Consider the following 16,806-nt stretch of genomic DNA (forward strand, 5'->3'; position numbering starts at 1 on the left):
GAGACTCTGCGAAACCGCCTGAGCATACCGACCGGCGTTTTCGCACAACATCCCATACGGGGCGCAACCTTTTCCTACGAGAGGCCAGTATATAGACCTGAACAGCCAGCGACGACTGCACATTGATGAATATCTGTATGGATTTTGTACCGCTATGAGCCTGGCCCGGCAATTTGTTATCTTCGCTGGCCACCCTACTCAGAAGCCGCGAGCCAAGCGGCCTGCACGACCTACAAGAGAAAACCCATGACCTCCGTGCCGAGCAGTATCGATCAGCCTACCCGGCCACTGACCCGCAGTGACTACAAGACCCTCTCGCTGTCCGCCCTCGGCGGGGCTCTGGAGTTCTACGATTTCATCATCTTCGTGTTCTTCGCCACGGTGGTGGGCAAGTTGTTCTTCCCGGCCGAGATGCCCGAATGGCTGCGCCTGATGCAGACCTTCGGTATCTTCGCCGCGGGCTACCTGGCGCGGCCGCTGGGCGGGATCATCATGGCCCACTTCGGCGACCTGCTCGGGCGCAAGAAGATGTTCACCCTGAGCATCTTCATGATGGCCGTGCCGACCCTGGTCATGGGCCTGCTGCCGACCTATGCGCAAATCGGCCTGTGGGCGCCGATCCTGCTGCTGATGATGCGCGTCGTCCAGGGTGCGGCCATCGGTGGCGAGGTGCCGGGGGCCTGGGTGTTCGTCTCCGAACACGTGCCTGCGCGTAACACCGGTTACGCCTGCGGTACCCTCACCGCCGGCCTGACCGCGGGCATCCTGCTCGGCTCGCTGGTGGCGACCCTGATCAACACCGTCTACACCCCTGAGGAAGTCGCGGACTACGCCTGGCGCATCCCCTTCCTGCTCGGTGGCGTGTTCGGCCTGTTCGCGGTGTACCTGCGCCGCTGGCTGCACGAGACCCCGGTGTTCGCCGAGATGCAGCAGCGCAAGGCCCTGGCCGAGGAGCTGCCGCTGCGTGCGGTGCTGCGCGACCACCGCGGGGCGATCATCCTGTCGATGCTGCTGACCTGGCTGCTGTCGGCCGGCATCGTGGTGGTGATCCTGATGACCCCGGCGCTGCTGCAGAGCCTCTACCACGTCAGCCCCACCGATTCGCTCAAGGCCAACAGCCTGGCCATCGTCCTGCTCAGCCTCGGTTGCATCGGCGCTGGCAGCCTGGCCGACCGCTTTGGCGCCGGGCGCGTCTTCGTGGTGGGCAGCCTGCTGCTGCTGGCCTCGTCCTGGGCCTTCTACCACAGCCTGCCGAGCCGCCCGGACCTGCTGTTCCCCCTGTATGCCGTGACCGGCCTGTGCGTCGGCATCGTCGGCGCCGTGCCCTACGTGATGGTCAAGGCGTTTCCGGCGGTGGTGCGCTTCAGTGGCCTGTCGTTCTCCTACAACCTGGCCTACGCCATCTTCGGCGGCCTGACGCCCATGGTGGTCACCGCGCTGCTCAAGCTCAGCCCCATGGCACCGGCCTACTATGTGGCCGGGCTGTGCGCTGTCGGTCTGTTGGTGGGGCTGTACCTGCTGGCCAAGAAGCGCTGACTGCCGCTCTATCTCCGCCCTTGCAACATCCTGTAAAGGCCATCCTGCGTGAGCAGTGATGGCCTTTCATCCAATTGTCATATTCGAGTCATAGAGTGTTCATGCGGCCTGCAGATACTTGGGCCCGATCCATCTCACACCCCAAATATTCCTGCTAGGAGCAAGGCATGAAACTGAAGCGTTTGATGGCGGCCCTGACATTCGCCGCCGCTGGCGTAGCCACCGCCAATGCGGTTGCCGCTGTCGACCCTGCAATCCCGACCTACACCAAGACCACGGGTGTATCGGGCAACCTCTCCAGCGTCGGTTCCGATACCCTGGCGAACCTGATGACCCTGTGGGCCGAGGCCTACAAGAAGGAATATCCGAACGTAAACATCCAGATCCAGGCCGCCGGCTCCTCCACTGCGCCGCCCGCCCTGACCGAAGGTACCGCCAACCTCGGCCCGATGAGCCGCAAGATGAAGGACGTCGAGCTGCAGGCCTTCGAGCAGAAGTACGGCTACAAGCCGACCGCCATCCCGGTCGCCGTGGATGCCCTGGCTGTGTTCGTGCACAAGGACAACCCGATCAAGGGCCTGACCATGGCCCAGGTCGATGCGATCTTCTCCACGACCCGCCTGTGCGGCGGCAAGAGCGACGTCAAGACCTGGGGCGACCTGGGCGTGACCGGCGACCTGGCCAACAAGCCGGTCCAGCTGTTCGGCCGTAACTCGGTTTCCGGCACCTATGGCTACTTCAAGGAAGAAGCCCTGTGCAAAGGTGACTTCAAGCCCAACGTCAACGAACAACCTGGCTCGGCTTCGGTCGTGCAGTCGATCAGCAGCTCGTTGAACGGCATCGGCTACTCGGGCATCGGCTACAAGACCGCCAGCGTCAAGACCGTGCCCCTGGCCAAGAAGGAAGGTGGCGCGTTCATCGAGGACAACGAAGCCAACGCCCTGAACGGTACCTACCCGCTGTCGCGTTTCCTGTACGTCTACGTCAACAAGGCCCCGAACAAGCCTCTGGCCCCGCTGGAAGCCGAATTCGTCAAGTTGGTCCTGTCCCAGGCTGGCCAACAGGTGGTGGTGAAGGATGGCTACATCCCGCTGCCGGCCAAGGTGGTCGACAAGACCCTGGCTGACCTGGGCCTGTCGCACAACGCCAACGTCGCGGCCAAGCAGTAAGCGGTGAAGCGGAAGGAGTGGGTGCTTTGCGCCGGCTCCTTCCACGATTTCTCGGTCCGCAGCCAGGGCTCCTGAGCGGCGGGCTTTTTTGCGTCACTGCATTGTCATGTTTTTGTCATACGGGACCGCTAGGGTGTGCGCATGAATGATCTGGCCAACTCCACAATGACCCAAAATTCTCCCCCCGTGCGGATTGACTTCAATACGCCCGAGTTGCAACGCAAGCGCCGCCTGCGTGCGCTGAAAGACCGCCTGACCCGCTGGTACGTACTGGTGGGCGGGCTTGCCGTATTGGCAGCCATCACCCTGATCTTCTTCTACCTGGCCTACGTGGTGCTGCCGCTGTTCCAGGGCGCCGAGCTTTCCAGCAAGAAGGCCCTGGAGCCGACCTGGCTGCAGCAGGATGCCGGCAAGCCGCTGATGATCGCGCTCGAGGAGCAGAACCTCGTGGGCATGCGTGTTTCCGACAAGGGCCAGGCGTTGTTCTTCGACACCAAGACCGGTGCCGAGGTCAAGCGCGTCGACCTGGCGCTGCCGGCCGGCGCCGAGGTCTCCTCGATCAGCACCGACCAGCCGGGCAGCCCGCTGGTGGTGCTGGGCCTGTCCAACGGCCAGGCGCTGGTGTTCAGCCACAGCTACAAGATCACCTACCCGGACAACAAGAAGACCATCGAGGCAGCCATCGACTACCCCTACGGCCAGGAGCCGTATGTCCTGGATGACCAGGGCCGCGCGCTGGAGCACGTGAGCGTCAACGTCAATGGCGACACCCTGCTGCTGGCCGGCTCCACCGGCTCGCACCTGCAGGTGGTCGAGCTGACCCGCGAAGAGAACATGATGACCGGCGAGGTCACCAGCGAGCAGAACCGCATCGCGCTGCCGCAGATGTCCGAGCCGGTCAAGGCGATCTTCATCGACCCGCGCCAGCAGTGGCTGTACGTGGTCAATGGCCGCGCCCAGGCCGATGTCTTCAGCCTGCGTGAAAAGACCCTCAATGGCCGCTACAAGCTGCTCGAGGACGGCAAGGCGGAAATCACCGCCAGCACCCAGCTGGTCGGCGGCATCTCGCTGATCTTCGGCGACTCCAAGGGCGGCCTGAGCCAGTGGTTCATGGCCCGTGACCCGGATGGCGAGTCGCGCTTCAAGCTGATCCGCAGCTTCCAGATGGGCAAGGCGCCGATCGCCCAGATCGATGCCGAGGAACGCCGCAAGGGCTTCATCGCCCTGGATACCGACGGCAAGCTCGGCGTGTTCCACAGCACCGCGCACCGTACCCTGCTGGTCGAGCCAGCCGCCGAAGGCGCCGGTGTGATGGCCCTGTCGCCACGGGCCAACCGCATTTTCATCGAGCAAGGCGGCAAGTTGCTGCCCCTGAACCTGGACAACCCGCACCCGGAAGTTTCCTTCAGCGCACTGTGGGGCAAGGTCTGGTACGAGAACTATGACGAGCCGAAGTACGTCTGGCAGTCCACGGCCTCCAACACCGACTTCGAGCCCAAGCTGAGCCTGTCGCCGCTGACCTTCGGTACCCTCAAGGCGGCGTTCTACGCGATGATCCTCGCCGCGCCCCTGGCCATCGCCGCTGCCATCTACACCGCCTACTTCATGGCCCCGGGCATGCGTCGCAAGGTCAAGCCGGTGATCGAGCTGATGGAAGCGATGCCGACGGTGATCCTCGGCTTCTTCGCCGGCCTGTTCCTGGCGCCCTACCTGGAAGGCCACCTGCCAGGCGTGTTCAGCCTGCTGCTGATCATGCCGGTGGGCATCCTGGTGGCGGGCTTCGCCTGGAGCCGCCTGCCCGAGTCGATCCGCCTGCGTATCCCGGACGGCTGGGAAGCGGCGATCCTGATTCCGGTGATCCTGGTGATCGGCTGGTTCGCCCTGTTCATGAGCCCATTCCTCGAGACGTGGTTCTTCGGCGGCGACATGCGCCTGTGGATCACCCACGACCTGGGCATCACCTACGACCAGCGCAACGCCCTGGTGGTCGGTATCGCCATGGGCTTCGCGGTCATCCCGAACATCTACTCGATCGCCGAGGATGCCGTGTTCAGCGTGCCGCGCAGCTTGACCCTGGGCTCCCTGGCCCTGGGCGCGACGCCGTGGCAGACCCTGACCCGCGTGGTCATCCTCACCGCCAGCCCGGGCATCTTCTCGGCGCTGATGATCGGCATGGGCCGTGCGGTGGGCGAGACCATGATCGTGCTCATGGCCACCGGCAACACCCCGGTCATGGAGCTGAACCTGTTCGAAGGCATGCGTACCCTGGCCGCCAACGTGGCGGTGGAAATGCCCGAATCGGAAGTCGGCGGCAGCCACTATCGTGTGCTGTTCCTCGCCGCCCTCGTGCTGCTGCTGTTCACGTTCATCATGAACACCTTGGCCGAGCTGATTCGCCAGCGCCTGCGCAAGAAATACTCGTCGCTTTGATAGAAAGGTAGAGATCCGTGAAAAAGGATTCCCTCAAGGGCTGGTTCAAGAGCGGCGCCCCCGGCGTCTGGATCAGCGGTGGCGCGGTCGCCATCGCGGTGATCATGACCGTGGGTCTGCTGGCAGTGATCGCCGTGCGCGGCCTGGGCCACTTCTGGCCGGCTGACCTGATCCAGGCCACCTACAAGGTGCCGGGGCAGGCCGACCATGTGATCATCGGTGAGGTCGTGCAGAAGGAAGAGGTGCCGCGTGCCCGCCTCAAGGGCGCCGGCCTGCCGGTGCCGGACGAAGGCCCGGAGTTCATGACCCGCGAACTGGTCAAGGTGGGCAACCGCGACCTCAACGGCAGCGACTTCACCTGGCTGGTCGGCGAGTGGCTGGTCGACCAGCAGAAGCCGGCCGAGCTGATCGCCCTGGAGCGCCGCGAATGGGGCAACTTCTATGGCTACCTGGTCAGCGTCAAGGAAGAAGGCCGTGTGGTCGCCGAAGGCCCGGCCGCCTGGCCCGAACTGCAGGCTCGCCTCAAGCGCGCCAACCAGTTGGCCGGTGAGCTGCAGACCCTCGAGAAGAAGGACATCGGTGCCATCAACCATGGCCTGGAGCGCCTGCGCCTGAAGACCCGCCAGCTGGAGCTGCAGGGCAAGCTGGACGCCGCTGCCCAGGCTGATATCGAGGCCGATCGCGCCGAGCTGAACAACCGCTACAAGGCCATCGAGGAGCGCCTGGGTGGCCTGCACCAGGCCTTCGCCCGCGACAGCCTGGTGGCCCGCGATGGCAATGGCCGTGAGGTGGAGATCAACCTGAGCAAGGTGGTCCACGCCTACCAGCCGAACGCCATGTCCGGCCTGACCAAGATGGGCACCTACTTCGCCAAGGTCTGGGAGTTCCTCAGCGACGACCCGCGTGAGGCCAACACCGAGGGCGGTATCTTCCCGGCCATCTTCGGTACCGTGATGATGACCCTGATCATGGCCGTGATCGTCACCCCGTTCGGTGTGCTGGCCGCGGTCTACCTGCGTGAGTATGCCAAGCAGGGGCCGGTCACCCGCCTGATCCGCATCGCGGTGAACAACCTCGCGGGCGTTCCGGCGATCGTCTACGGCGTGTTCGGCCTGGGCTTCTTCGTCTATGTGCTGGGCGGCTCGATCGACCGCCTGTTCTTCCCCGAGGCGCTGCCGGCGCCGACCCTGGGTACCCCAGGCCTGCTCTGGGCCTCGCTGACCCTGGCGCTGCTGGCCGTACCGGTGGTGATCGTGGCGACCGAAGAAGGCCTGGCGCGTATCCCGCGTACCGTGCGCGAAGGTTCCTTGGCCCTCGGCGCGACCAAGGCCGAGACCCTGTGGAAGATCGTCCTGCCCATGGCAAGCCCGGCCATGATGACCGGCATGATCCTCGCCGTGGCCCGTGCCGCGGGCGAAGTGGCGCCGTTGATGCTGGTGGGCGTGGTGAAGCTGGCGCCGTCGTTGCCGCTGGATGGCAACTACCCCTACCTGCACCTGGACCAGAAGATCATGCACCTGGGCTTCCACATCTACGACGTCGGCTTCCAGAGCCCCAACGTCGAGGCCGCGCGACCGCTGGTGTACGCCACCGCGCTGTTGCTGGTGCTGGTGATCGCCACCCTCAACCTCTCCGCCGTGTGGATCCGTAACCACCTGCGCGAGAAGTACAAGGCCCTCGACAGCTGACTTCAGCTTTAAGCCACAGCGGCAAGCCCCTAGCAGATTGCCGCTTTGCCCTAACTTGCAGCTTGCAGCTCGAAGCTGGCAGCTACGAACGGAGTGAGAACATGCAGCAAGAATCCCACGCCCACGGCATCGATATGTCGGCCTTGGGCCGCGACAAGCAGAGCCTGCGCCTGGCCGAGGAAACCGTGGCCATCGAGGTGCCTGGCCTGTCCCTGTTCTATGGCGACAAGCAGGCGCTGTTCGACGTGCAGATGAACATCCCCAAGCAGCGCGTGACTGCCTTCATCGGCCCGTCCGGCTGCGGCAAGTCGACCCTGCTGCGGACCTTCAACCGCATGAACGACCTGGTCGATGGCTGCCGCGTGGAAGGCGCGATCAACCTGTACGGCAACAACATCTACCGCAAGGGCGAGGACGTGGCCGAGCTGCGCCGCCGGGTCGGCATGGTGTTCCAGAAGCCCAACCCGTTCCCCAAGACCATCTATGAAAACGTGGTCTACGGCCTGCGCATCCAGGGCATCAACAAAAAGCGCACCCTCGACGAAGCCGTCGAGTGGGCCCTGAAGGGCGCGGCCCTGTGGGACGAGGTCAAGGACCGCCTGCACGACTCGGCCCTGGGCCTGTCCGGTGGTCAGCAGCAGCGTCTGGTGATCGCCCGCACCATCGCCGTGGAGCCGGAAGTCCTGCTGCTCGACGAGCCCTGCTCGGCCCTGGACCCGATCTCGACCCTGAAGGTCGAAGAGCTGATCTACGAACTGAAATCCAAGTACACCATCGTCATCGTGACCCACAACATGCAGCAGGCGGCGCGTGTCTCGGACTACACCGCGTTCATGTACATGGGCAAACTGGTCGAATTCGGCGATACCGACACCCTGTTCACCAACCCGGCGAAGAAGCAGACCGAAGACTACATCACCGGCCGCTACGGTTAACGGCGCCTGCGGCGCAGCTGCAAGAAAAAGCGGTTGGCACAGGGCCAGGGAACGACACGAACCACTTGAAGCTTGCAGCTTGAGGCTTGCAGCTTACGTGCGGAGCGAAAGCATGATTAACAAAGAAAGTCTGACGCATCACATCTCCCAGCAGTTCAACGCCGAGCTCGAGGAGGTTCGCAGCCACCTCCTGGCGATGGGCGGCCTGGTCGAGAAACAGGTCAACGACGCGGTCACCGCGCTGATCGAGGCCGACTCGGGCCTGGCCCAGCAGGTGCGAGAGGTCGACGAGCAGATCAACCAGATGGAGCGCAACATCGATGAGGAGTGCGTACGCATCCTCGCCCGCCGCCAGCCGGCGGCCTCCGACCTGCGCCTGATCATCAGCATTTCCAAATCGGTGATCGACCTGGAGCGCATCGGCGACGAGTCGACCAAGATCGCCCGCCGTGCCATCCAGCTGTGCGAGGAAGGTGAGTCGCCACGGGGCTACGTCGAGGTGCGCCACATCGGCGATCAGGTGCGCAACATGGTACGTGACGCACTGGACGCCTTCGCCCGCTTCGATGCCGACCTGGCCCTGTCGGTGGCCCAGTACGACAAGAACATCGACCGCGAGTACAAGACCGCCCTGCGTGAACTGGTCACCTACATGATGGAAGACCCCCGCTCGATCTCGCGGGTCCTCAGCGTCATCTGGGCGCTGCGTTCGCTGGAGCGCATCGGCGACCATGCGCGCAACATCTCGGAGCTGGTGATCTACCTCGTGCGGGGTACCGACGTGCGTCACCTGGGCCTCAAGCGTATGAAGGCGGAAGTCGAGGGCGCGGTCGAAAACGCTAATGTTCCGGCCGAGCCTGACGATAAGTAGTAGTGCTCCTGAGTATCGACGCCCGGCTCTGGCCGGGCGTTTTCGTTTGTGCTCGAGCATCCAGCAGGCACCCGCGAGCGATGTGCGCAGTCCCGGCGTGACTCAGGTTTTGGCAAATGGCCATCAGTCGGCGGTATGCTAGTCGGGACTCAAGAGGAGTAGGGATGAGTAAAGTCAATGTGCTGGTCGTGGACGATGCGCCGTTCATTCGCGACCTGGTAAGGAAGTGCCTGCGCAATGCCTTCCCCGGCATAGTCGTCGAGGATGCGGTCAACGGCCGCAAGGCCATGGCCCTGCTGGGCAAGGAGCGTTTCGACCTGGTCCTGTGCGACTGGGAGATGCCGGAGATGTCCGGCATCGAACTGCTGACCTGGTGCCGTCAGCAACCAGAGTTGAAAGCCCTGCCGTTCATCATGGTGACCAGCCGTGGCGACAAGGAAAACGTGATTCAGGCCATCCAGGCCGGTGTTTCCGATTTCGTCGGCAAGCCATTCACCAACGAGCAGCTGCTGACCAAAGTGAAGAAGGCCCTGAGCAAGATCGGCAAGCTCGAAGGCTTGGTGGCCAGCGCGCCTGCACGGGCCAATGCGGCATTCGCCAACGACTCGCTCAATGCCTTGACCAGCGGCCGTCCGGAAACGGTCAAGGCGGCCCCGGCCAAGCCCTTGATCAGTGCGCCGGCGCCCAAGAGTGCGGCGGCGGCGGCCCAGGCCGGCCGTGGGCAGGGCCAGCTGCGCCTGTCCAGTGGCATCCAGCCTTGCGTGATCAAGGCCCTGAGCCTCAAGGAGGCACTGCTGGTGGTGCGCCGCAGTGCAGCCCTGCCACAAGTGCTCGAAGGTGCGGTGCTGGACCTGGAGCAGGGCGAGAATGCCGAAGTCGCTCGCCTCAATGGCTACCTGCATGCCATTGCCGCCCTGGAGCCGAAGCCTGAGAGCGACTGGCTGCAACTGACGTTCAAGTTCGTCGACCAGGATGCGCAGAAGCTCGACTACCTGTCGCGCCTGATCGCCCGTGGGACTGCACAGAAGCATTTCACCCCAGGGGCGTGATTGAAACAGTCACGACTTTCCGCTGCCATTTTGGGGCTGCTTCGCGCCCCATCGCTGGCAAGCCAGCTCCCACAGGTACCCCGTCGGGCTTGAGGGCAGCGGTGAACCTTGTGGGGCTGCTTGATCGACTGGCACCTTCTCCGACCAACTGCCATACCTCCCTGCAAACCGGCTGCTAGGCTTCGACACAACAATAAATGTCAAAAAGCCACCATCATGCCCATTCGCCCGCTGCTGTTCTGTGCCTTGCTCACGGCCTCGGCGCCGAGCCTGGGCATGACCCTCTACACGACCACCGACACCTTCGGCGTGGTGTCCTATTCCTACCAGCCCAGCCCTGGCGCCAGGGCCTTCGTGTTCCGTGAGCCGATGGCCGAGCGCCTCGACAGCCAGGTGCGCTTGCGCGCCGAGCCATTCGCCGCAGGCGTGCGCTTCGTTGCGCACAATGCCTTGTTCGCCCCGGTGGAGGTCGAGCTGCGCCTGGAGCGCCTGGCCAATGCCCAGGGCGGCAATGCACCGAGAATCGTGCGGCGGGTGCTGCAGGCGCGTTCGACCCAGGTGCTCAGCGTGCTGATGGCGAGGCAGGGGGCGCGCCTGAAGTATGCGTCGAAGTTTCGTCATGCCCTGGGCGACCCGGCCCAGCGGCCCCAGGCCTATCGTTATCCCTTTCCCTGGCGCGGCGGCCCGTTCCGTCTGACCCAGGGGCCCAATGGCCGCTTCAGCCACTTCGGCCCCAAGGGCCGCCATGCCATGGATATCGCCATGCCCGAAGGCACGCCCATCGTCGCCGCGCGGGGCGGGGTGGTGGTGAAGGTCGAGAACGACCAGAGCGGGCGCGGCAGCCATCCCTCCGGCAACTTCGTCAGGATCCTCCACCCCGACGGCACCATGGGCGTCTACCTACACCTGATGCGCGGTTCGGTGGTGGTGGGCGAGGGGCAGCGGGTGGCCGTGGGCGAGCTGCTGGCCAAGTCGGGCAACACCGGCAACAGCACCGGGCCGCACCTGCATTTCGTGGTGCAACGCAATGTGGGGCTGGCGCTGGAGTCGATTCCCTACCAGTTCGACCGGCCGATCGGCGGATTGCCGGACTTCACGGCCGGCAATCCTTGAGCGGGCTGGGCTGCCGTGCGGTCAATCGAGCTTGAGCACCTTGGCCAGCACGATCTTCGGCCCTTTCATCTTCTTGATGATGATGCGCAGGCCCTCGACCTCCAGCACTTCCTCTTCCTCGGGCACGCGCTTGAGGGTCTCGTAGACCAGCCCGGCGAGGGTTTCCGCCTCGATGTGGTCAAGGTCCACGCCCAGCAGGCGCTCGACCTTGAACAGCGGCGTATCGCCTCGTACCAGCAGCTTGCCGGGCTGGTAGGCGAGGATGCCGCGTTCGGTCTTGCGGTGTTCGTCCTGGATGTCGCCGACCAGCACCTCCAGCACGTCTTCCATGGTCAGGTAGCCGATCACCTTGCCGTCGGCTTCCTCGACCAGCACGAAGTGCGCACCGCCCTTGCGGAACTGCTCCAGCAACTGGGCCAGCGGCATGTGGCGGGACACGCGCTCCAGCGGGCGGCACAGGTCATCCAGGTCGAGGGTCTCGGGAATGTGGTCCAGGTCGGCCAGCTCCAGCAGCAGGTCCTTGATGTGCAGCAGGCCGATGAACTCCTCGCGCTCGGCATCGTAGACCGGGTAGCGGCTGAACTTGTGGCGCCGGAACATCGCCAGGATTTCCTTGAGCGGCGCACGGGCGTCGAGGCTGATCATGTCCTCGCGGGAGTTGGCCCAGTCGACCACTTCCAGCTCGCCCATCTCCACGGCCGAGGCCAGCACGCGCATGCCCTGGTCGCTCGGGTCGTGCCCGCGGCTGGAGTGCAGGATCAGCTTGAGCTCCTCGCGGCTGTAGTGATGCTCATGGTGGGGCCCTGGCTCGCCTTGCCCGGCGATGCGCAGGATGGTGTTGGCGCTGGCGTTGAGCAGGTAGATGGCCGGGTACATCAGCCAGTAGAACAGGTACAGCGGCACGGCGGTCCACAGCGACAGCAGCTCGGGCTTGCGGATCGCCCAGGACTTGGGCGCCAGCTCGCCGACCACGATGTGCAGGTAAGAGATCACGAAGAAGGCGATGAAGAACGAGATCGCCTTGACCAGCTCCGGCGTGTCGACGCCCACGGCGGCCAGCACCGGCTCGAGCAGGTGGGCGAAGGCCGGTTCGCCGACCCAGCCCAGGCCCAGGGAGGCCAGGGTGATGCCCAGCTGGCAGGCCGACAGGTAGGCATCCAGTTGGTTGTGGACCTTGCGCAGGATGCTGCCGCGCCAGCCGTGCAGGTCGGCGATGGATTCGACGCGGGTGGAGCGCAGCTTGACCATGGAGAACTCGGCGGCAACGAAGAAGCCGTTGAGCAGCACCAGGAACAAGGCAAAGATGATCATGCCGAAGTCGGCGAACAGGGTGGTGAGGCTGATACCAGGGGAAGGGTCCATGATGGAGTTTTTACGGGGTCCGTCTTCAGGAAAGGGAGAAAAAAAGTGCCAGCTCCGGCTGGCACAGGGGGTTCAATGTAGCGGCTGGGGCTGCAAAAGCAAAGGGGACAGGCTTTGGGAGAGGCTGCGCAGCCCCGGCTCAGCCCCTGGCGTTGGCCAATTGTGCAGGCGCGAAGTGACAGGTGAAGGTACTGCCATGACCCGGTACGCTGCTGATCTCCAGGCGGCCACGATGGCGCAGCAGCACGTGCTTGACGATGGCCAGGCCCAGCCCCGTGCCGCCGGTGTTGGAGGCGCGGCTGGAGTCGACCCGGTAGAAGCGCTCGGTCAGGCGTGGCAGGTGCTTGGCATCGATGCCGATCCCCGAGTCCTGCACGGACAGGTGCGCGCCCTGGTCATCGGCCCACCAGCGGATGCGGATGTTGCCTTCGTCGGGGGTGTACTTGACCGCGTTGAACACCAGGTTGGAAAAGGCGCTGCGCAGTTCCGACTCGCTGCCCTTGAGGCGCACGCCGGGCGTGGCATCCAGGCTGATGCGTTGGTTGCGCGGGCCGGACAGGGCCTGGGCGTCGGCCTTGATCGACTGCAGCAGGGCGTCGACCGCCACCGGCTGGTTGTCCGACGGGTAGTCGGTGGCCTCCAGCTTGGCCAGTAGCAGCAGGTCGTTGAGCAGGGTCTGCATGCGCGAGCCTTGCTGGCTCATCTGCTGCAACGCACGGTTCCAGCGCGGGTTGACCTCCTCGACGTTGTCCAGCAGGGTCTCCAGGTAGCCGGTGATCACCGTCAGCGGGGTGCGCAGCTCGTGGGAGACGTTGGCGACGAAGTCCTTGCGCATCTGCTCGAGCTGGTGGATGCGGGTGACGTCGCGCACCAGCATCAGGTGCTCGTTGTTGCCATAGCGGGTGATGTGCAACTGGACGCGCAGGCGATCGTTGATCGGCGAGGGGATCTCCAGCGGTTCGACGTAGTTCTGCGACTCGAAGTATTCCTTGAAGCGCGGGTGGCGGACCAGGTTGGTCACCGGCTGGCCACCGTCCTGTGGGGTCTTGAAGCCCAGCAGGGTTTCGGCGGCGCGGTTCCACCACTCCAGGTTGCCTTCGCTGTCGAGCATGATCACCGCGTCGCGCAGGGCGGCGGTGGACTCCTGTACCCGGTCGATCACCGCCTGCAGGCGGCCGCGTACGCGCTGGTCGCGCCGTTGCAGGTGGTAGATGCTGTCGAACACCTCGCCCCACAGACCGTAGCCGTCGGGCGGTGCTTCGTCGGGCTGGTGGTTGCGCAGCCAGTCATGCAGGCGCAGCAGCTGCTTGAGGGTCCAGCCCAGGTAGAGGGCAAGGCCGATGGCCAGGCTCCAGCCGTAGTAGCCACTGACCAGCCCGCCAACCAGGCAGACGGTGATCAACAGCAGCATGTGGCGAATCAGGGTCGCGTGCCAGTTCTGGTTCAATTGACGAATCCTTCGGATCCAGCTTTGAGCTTCAAGCTGCAAGAAGAAGCGGATCGGTGGTGCTGTTCAGTCCTTTATTTCAAGCCTGAAGCGGCGAGCAGGCTTGACGCTGGCTGCTCTTTCTTGCCGCTTGAGGCTTGGAGCTTGCGGCTAGCTCTTGGTGGAAAAGCGATAGCCGGTGCCCCGGACGGTTTGTACCAGATTCTCGTAGGCTTCACCCAACGCCTTGCGCAGGCGGCGGATGTGTACGTCGACGGTGCGCTCCTCGACGTAGACGTTGCCGCCCCAGACCTGGTCGAGCAACTGGCCACGGGTGTAGGCGCGTTCCTGGTGGGTCATGAAGAACTGCAGCAGGCGGTATTCGGTCGGGCCCATCTCGGCCGGCTTGCCATCGATGGTCACGCGGTGGCTGATCGGGTCGAGCAGCAGACCACCGACCTCGATCGGCGCCTCGCTGTCGCTCGGGCCGGTGCGGCGCAGTACGGCCTTCAGGCGCGCCACCAGTTCGCGGGGCGAGAACGGCTTGGTGATGTAGTCATCGGCGCCGACTTCCAGGCCCTGGATCTTGTTGTCCTCTTCGCCCTTGGCGGTGAGCATGATGATCGGGATGTCGCCGGTCAATTCGTCGCGCTTGAGGCGGCGCGCCAGCTCGATGCCCGAGGTGCCCGGCAGCATCCAGTCGAGCAGGATCAGATCCGGTTTGCGATCGACGATGATGGCATGGGCCTGCTGCGAGTTCTCCGCTTCCAGGCAGTCATAGCCGGCCATTTCCAATGCAACGGCGATCATCTCGCGAATGGGCGCCTCGTCGTCGACGATCAGAATGTTTCTGCCAACCATGCTCAATACCTCTCCCGGGAACGATGTCTTGGCCCGCATTAGATAACGGAATTATTGCAGCTGTGTGACAGGACATTGGCGGTTCTGGCGACATTCCGTGACTGGGCTAGGCTTCAAAGGGCCGTCGAAACGGCACTCGGACCTCCCTCCACCCCCGAAACAATGGTGATTCCAATGACACGACATACGCTGAGCTGGATGGCCCTTTTCGCTGCACTGGCGCTACCGGGGGTGGCGTCGGCGCACCATGCGATGGAAAAGGATGGCATGTGGGTCGACCACGCGGGCATGACGCTCTACACCTTCGACAAGGACGAAGGCGGCAAGTCGGCGTGCAACGGCGAATGCGCCAAGAACTGGCCGCCGCTGCTGGTCAAGGCGGATGATGAAGCGGCCACCGACAAGTGGACCCAGATCACCCGCGACGACGGGAGCAAGCAGTGGGCCTATGATGGCAAGCCGCTGTACACCTTCATCAAGGACAAGAAAGCCGGGGACAAGACCGGTGATGGCGTGAAGGACGTCTGGCATATCGCCAAGCCTTGAGGGCGAAGGGGCTGCAAGGCAGCCCCAGCCAACTCAGCGCAACGCGTAGTCCAGCACCACGCCAACGAAGACCAACAACCCCGCCCAATGGTTGTGCAGGAATGCCTTGAAGCACGATTCGCGATCCAGCCCGCGGGTCGACCAGAACTCCCAGGCAAAGCACAGCGCCGCGCCCAGCAGCCCCAGGTGGAACCAACCCCCCAGCTCGAAGCGGCTGCCAGCCAGCAGCAGGCAACCCAGCGACAGCATCTGCAAGGTCAGGATGATCACCCGGTCGGCTTCACCGAACAGGATGGCGGTGGATTTCACGCCGATCTTCAGGTCGTCGTCGCGGTCCACCATCGCGTAGTAGGTGTCATAGCCCACGGTCCACAGCAGGTTGGCGATGTACAGCAGCCAGGCGCTGGCCGGCAGGTCGCCGCCTGCCGCGGTGAAGGCCATGGGAATGCCCCAGGAGTAGGCGGCGCCCAGCACCACCTGGGGGTAGTAGGTGTAGCGCTTCATGAACGGGTAGCAGAACGCCAGGGCCACGGCGCCGAACGACAGCCACACCGTCCGGGCGTTGGTGCACAGCACCAGCAGGAAGCTCACCCCGACCAGCAGCGCGAACAGCATCACCGCCTCGCGCGGCTTGACCCGGCCGCTGGCCAGCGGCCGGTCGGCGGTGCGCTTGACGTGGCCGTCGACCTTGCGGTCGGCGAAGTCGTTGATGCAGCAACCCGCGGCACGCATCAGCACCACGCCCAGGCCGAAGATCAACACGTTGGCCAGGGTCGGCGAGCCTTGCCCGGCGATCCACACCGCCGACAGGGTCGGCCACAGCAGCAGGTAGATGCCGATGGGACGATCCATGCGGCTGAGCTGGACGAAGTCCCAGGCGCGCGGGTGCAGGCGGTTGAGCGACTTGAGCAGTTGCAGGTACATCAGCGGATCTCCTCCTTGGCCGCTTGCCACAGCGTGGGCAGGAACACCTCGGCCACCAGCAGGTCCAGGCCGCCGCGGGCGAAGCGCGAGCGCCGTGCCCACAGCTCGCCGTGGCGCACCTCGGGCGGCAACCAGGCCTGTGGATAACGGCACACCTCGATGGGATGGCGGACGAAGGCCTGGTCGCAGAACAGCAGTTCGCCCAGCGAGCGACTGCCCAGCGTCTCCAGGTCGAGGCCGCCACGCTCCAGGGCACTGCGCCCGGCCACGCTGCGGGCGAACACCCAGGGTTGGCCATGGCCACGCAGGTAGACCTCGCGCACCCAGCCTTCCTCGCCGGGCGCCAGGCCCAGGGCCTGGCACTCGTCGTCGCGCAGGGCCTGCCAGCCCTCGAACAACGGGGTGACCGAGAAATGATCGTTGGACAGGCGGGTCAGGCGGCGGGTCAGGGAGCCCTGGTCGAAGAGCCAGTCGAGGGTCGGCTGGGCGACGTCGGCCGCCAGCTGTGAAGACGGCAGCCACGCGACAGCGGCTGCTTGCGGGGTTTCGTACGGCACGTCGGTATGCTTGATACAGGCCAGAGAGGTGGCGAGCTTAGCATGTTTGCCCGGATTGCTTGCATACTGCTGGCAGGGCCAGTACAAAGCCCGAGGCTGAGGCCCCCTTCGAGGGCCGGGCGGTCGCGTCAAGCCTGAGTCAGTTCGAGGAAAACCGTGATGAAAAAATGGCAATGCATTGTCTGTGGCCTGATCTACGACGAAGCCGAGGGCTGGCCGGACGACGGCATCGCCCCGGGCACCCGCTGGGAAGACGTGCCGGAAGACTGGCTGTGCCCGGATTGTGGTGTCGGCAAGAGTGATTTCGAAATGATCGCCATCGGCTGATCGCAACCCCCT

15 protein-coding genes are annotated in these 16,806 nt (G+C 64.5%); 10 read left to right on the forward strand and 5 right to left on the reverse strand.

The genetic code is table 11. From position 1 onward, the window contains the following. Positions 1-246 precede the first annotated feature (246 nt). The 8 genes from ABFA30_RS04810 to ABFA30_RS04845 all read left to right on the forward strand — a co-directional run bounded on the left by ABFA30_RS04810 (position 247) and on the right by ABFA30_RS04845 (position 10,791). The gene (locus ABFA30_RS04810) at positions 247-1,536 is read left to right on the forward strand and encodes an MFS transporter (RefSeq protein WP_225786793.1); all 1,290 of its coding nucleotides are present in this window, start codon (positions 247-249) and stop codon (positions 1,534-1,536) included. A 167-nt stretch (positions 1,537-1,703) separates the two neighbouring features. Then, entirely contained in the window at positions 1,704-2,705 is a 1,002-nt protein-coding gene (locus ABFA30_RS04815; protein WP_225786792.1) for a phosphate ABC transporter substrate-binding protein PstS, read from the forward strand. A 141-nt stretch (positions 2,706-2,846) separates the two neighbouring features. After that, positions 2,847-5,135 (forward strand): ABC transporter permease subunit, encoded by a 2,289-nt coding sequence (locus tag ABFA30_RS04820; RefSeq protein ID WP_410045193.1) that lies wholly within the window; start codon positions 2,847-2,849, stop codon positions 5,133-5,135. A 17-nt stretch (positions 5,136-5,152) separates the two neighbouring features. Next, entirely contained in the window at positions 5,153-6,823 is a 1,671-nt protein-coding gene (pstA, locus tag ABFA30_RS04825) for a phosphate ABC transporter permease PstA (protein WP_225786790.1), read from the forward strand. Positions 6,824-6,924: 101 nt separating this feature from the next. Further along, on the forward strand, positions 6,925-7,758 hold the full coding sequence (gene pstB / locus ABFA30_RS04830; RefSeq protein ID WP_225786789.1) for a phosphate ABC transporter ATP-binding protein PstB: 834 nt from the start codon (positions 6,925-6,927) through the stop codon (positions 7,756-7,758). Between the two features lie 112 nt (positions 7,759-7,870). After that, entirely contained in the window at positions 7,871-8,629 is a 759-nt protein-coding gene (gene phoU / locus ABFA30_RS04835; protein WP_225786788.1) for a phosphate signaling complex protein PhoU, read from the forward strand. A gap of 164 nt (positions 8,630-8,793) precedes the next feature. Continuing rightward, positions 8,794-9,678: a response regulator gene (locus ABFA30_RS04840; protein ID WP_368815795.1), complete on the forward strand. Its 885-nt coding sequence runs from the start codon at positions 8,794-8,796 to the stop codon at positions 9,676-9,678. A gap of 216 nt (positions 9,679-9,894) precedes the next feature. Then, positions 9,895-10,791 carry a M23 family metallopeptidase gene (locus tag ABFA30_RS04845; RefSeq protein WP_225786786.1) on the forward strand — a complete coding sequence of 299 codons (897 nt, stop codon included), beginning with the start codon at positions 9,895-9,897 and terminating at the stop codon, positions 10,789-10,791. Positions 10,792-10,812: 21 nt separating this feature from the next. Here the strand turns inward: ABFA30_RS04845 and ABFA30_RS04850 are convergent, their stop codons facing one another. The 3 genes from ABFA30_RS04850 to phoB all read right to left on the reverse strand — a co-directional run bounded on the left by ABFA30_RS04850 (position 10,813) and on the right by phoB (position 14,440). Further along, positions 10,813-12,153, reverse strand: a complete 1,341-nt coding sequence (locus tag ABFA30_RS04850; protein WP_225786785.1) for a hemolysin family protein — start codon at positions 12,151-12,153, stop codon at positions 10,813-10,815. 139 nt (positions 12,154-12,292) lie between these two features. Further along, the gene (phoR, locus tag ABFA30_RS04855) at positions 12,293-13,564 is read right to left on the reverse strand and encodes a phosphate regulon sensor histidine kinase PhoR (RefSeq protein ID WP_253080406.1); all 1,272 of its coding nucleotides are present in this window, start codon (positions 13,562-13,564) and stop codon (positions 12,293-12,295) included. Between the two features lie 186 nt (positions 13,565-13,750). After that, the gene (phoB, locus tag ABFA30_RS04860; RefSeq protein ID WP_003253341.1) at positions 13,751-14,440 is read right to left on the reverse strand and encodes a phosphate regulon transcriptional regulator PhoB; all 690 of its coding nucleotides are present in this window, start codon (positions 14,438-14,440) and stop codon (positions 13,751-13,753) included. A 174-nt stretch (positions 14,441-14,614) separates the two neighbouring features. On the opposite strand from phoB, the gene ABFA30_RS04865 reads away from it, so the two are divergent. Further along, entirely contained in the window at positions 14,615-14,986 is a 372-nt protein-coding gene (locus ABFA30_RS04865) for a hypothetical protein (RefSeq protein ID WP_225786783.1), read from the forward strand. Between the two features lie 33 nt (positions 14,987-15,019). Here the strand turns inward: ABFA30_RS04865 and ubiA are convergent, their stop codons facing one another. Together ubiA and ABFA30_RS04875 are read right to left on the reverse strand one after the other, a co-directional pair. Then, entirely contained in the window at positions 15,020-15,910 is an 891-nt protein-coding gene (ubiA, locus tag ABFA30_RS04870; protein ID WP_225786782.1) for a 4-hydroxybenzoate octaprenyltransferase, read from the reverse strand. Continuing rightward, positions 15,910-16,467, reverse strand: a complete 558-nt coding sequence (locus ABFA30_RS04875; protein WP_225786781.1) for a chorismate--pyruvate lyase family protein — start codon at positions 16,465-16,467, stop codon at positions 15,910-15,912. The genes ubiA and ABFA30_RS04875 overlap by 1 nt, the downstream gene beginning before the upstream one ends. 159 nt (positions 16,468-16,626) lie before the next feature. Here ABFA30_RS04875 and ABFA30_RS04880 point away from each other — a divergent pair, with 159 nt between their 5' ends. Continuing rightward, the gene (locus ABFA30_RS04880) at positions 16,627-16,794 is read left to right on the forward strand and encodes a rubredoxin (RefSeq protein WP_011536423.1); all 168 of its coding nucleotides are present in this window, start codon (positions 16,627-16,629) and stop codon (positions 16,792-16,794) included. Positions 16,795-16,806 lie beyond the last annotated feature (12 nt).

The sequence above is a fragment of the Pseudomonas sp. HLMP genome, from assembly GCF_046365545.1.
Classification (GTDB): Bacteria; Pseudomonadota; Gammaproteobacteria; order Pseudomonadales; family Pseudomonadaceae; genus Aquipseudomonas; species Aquipseudomonas guariconensis_B.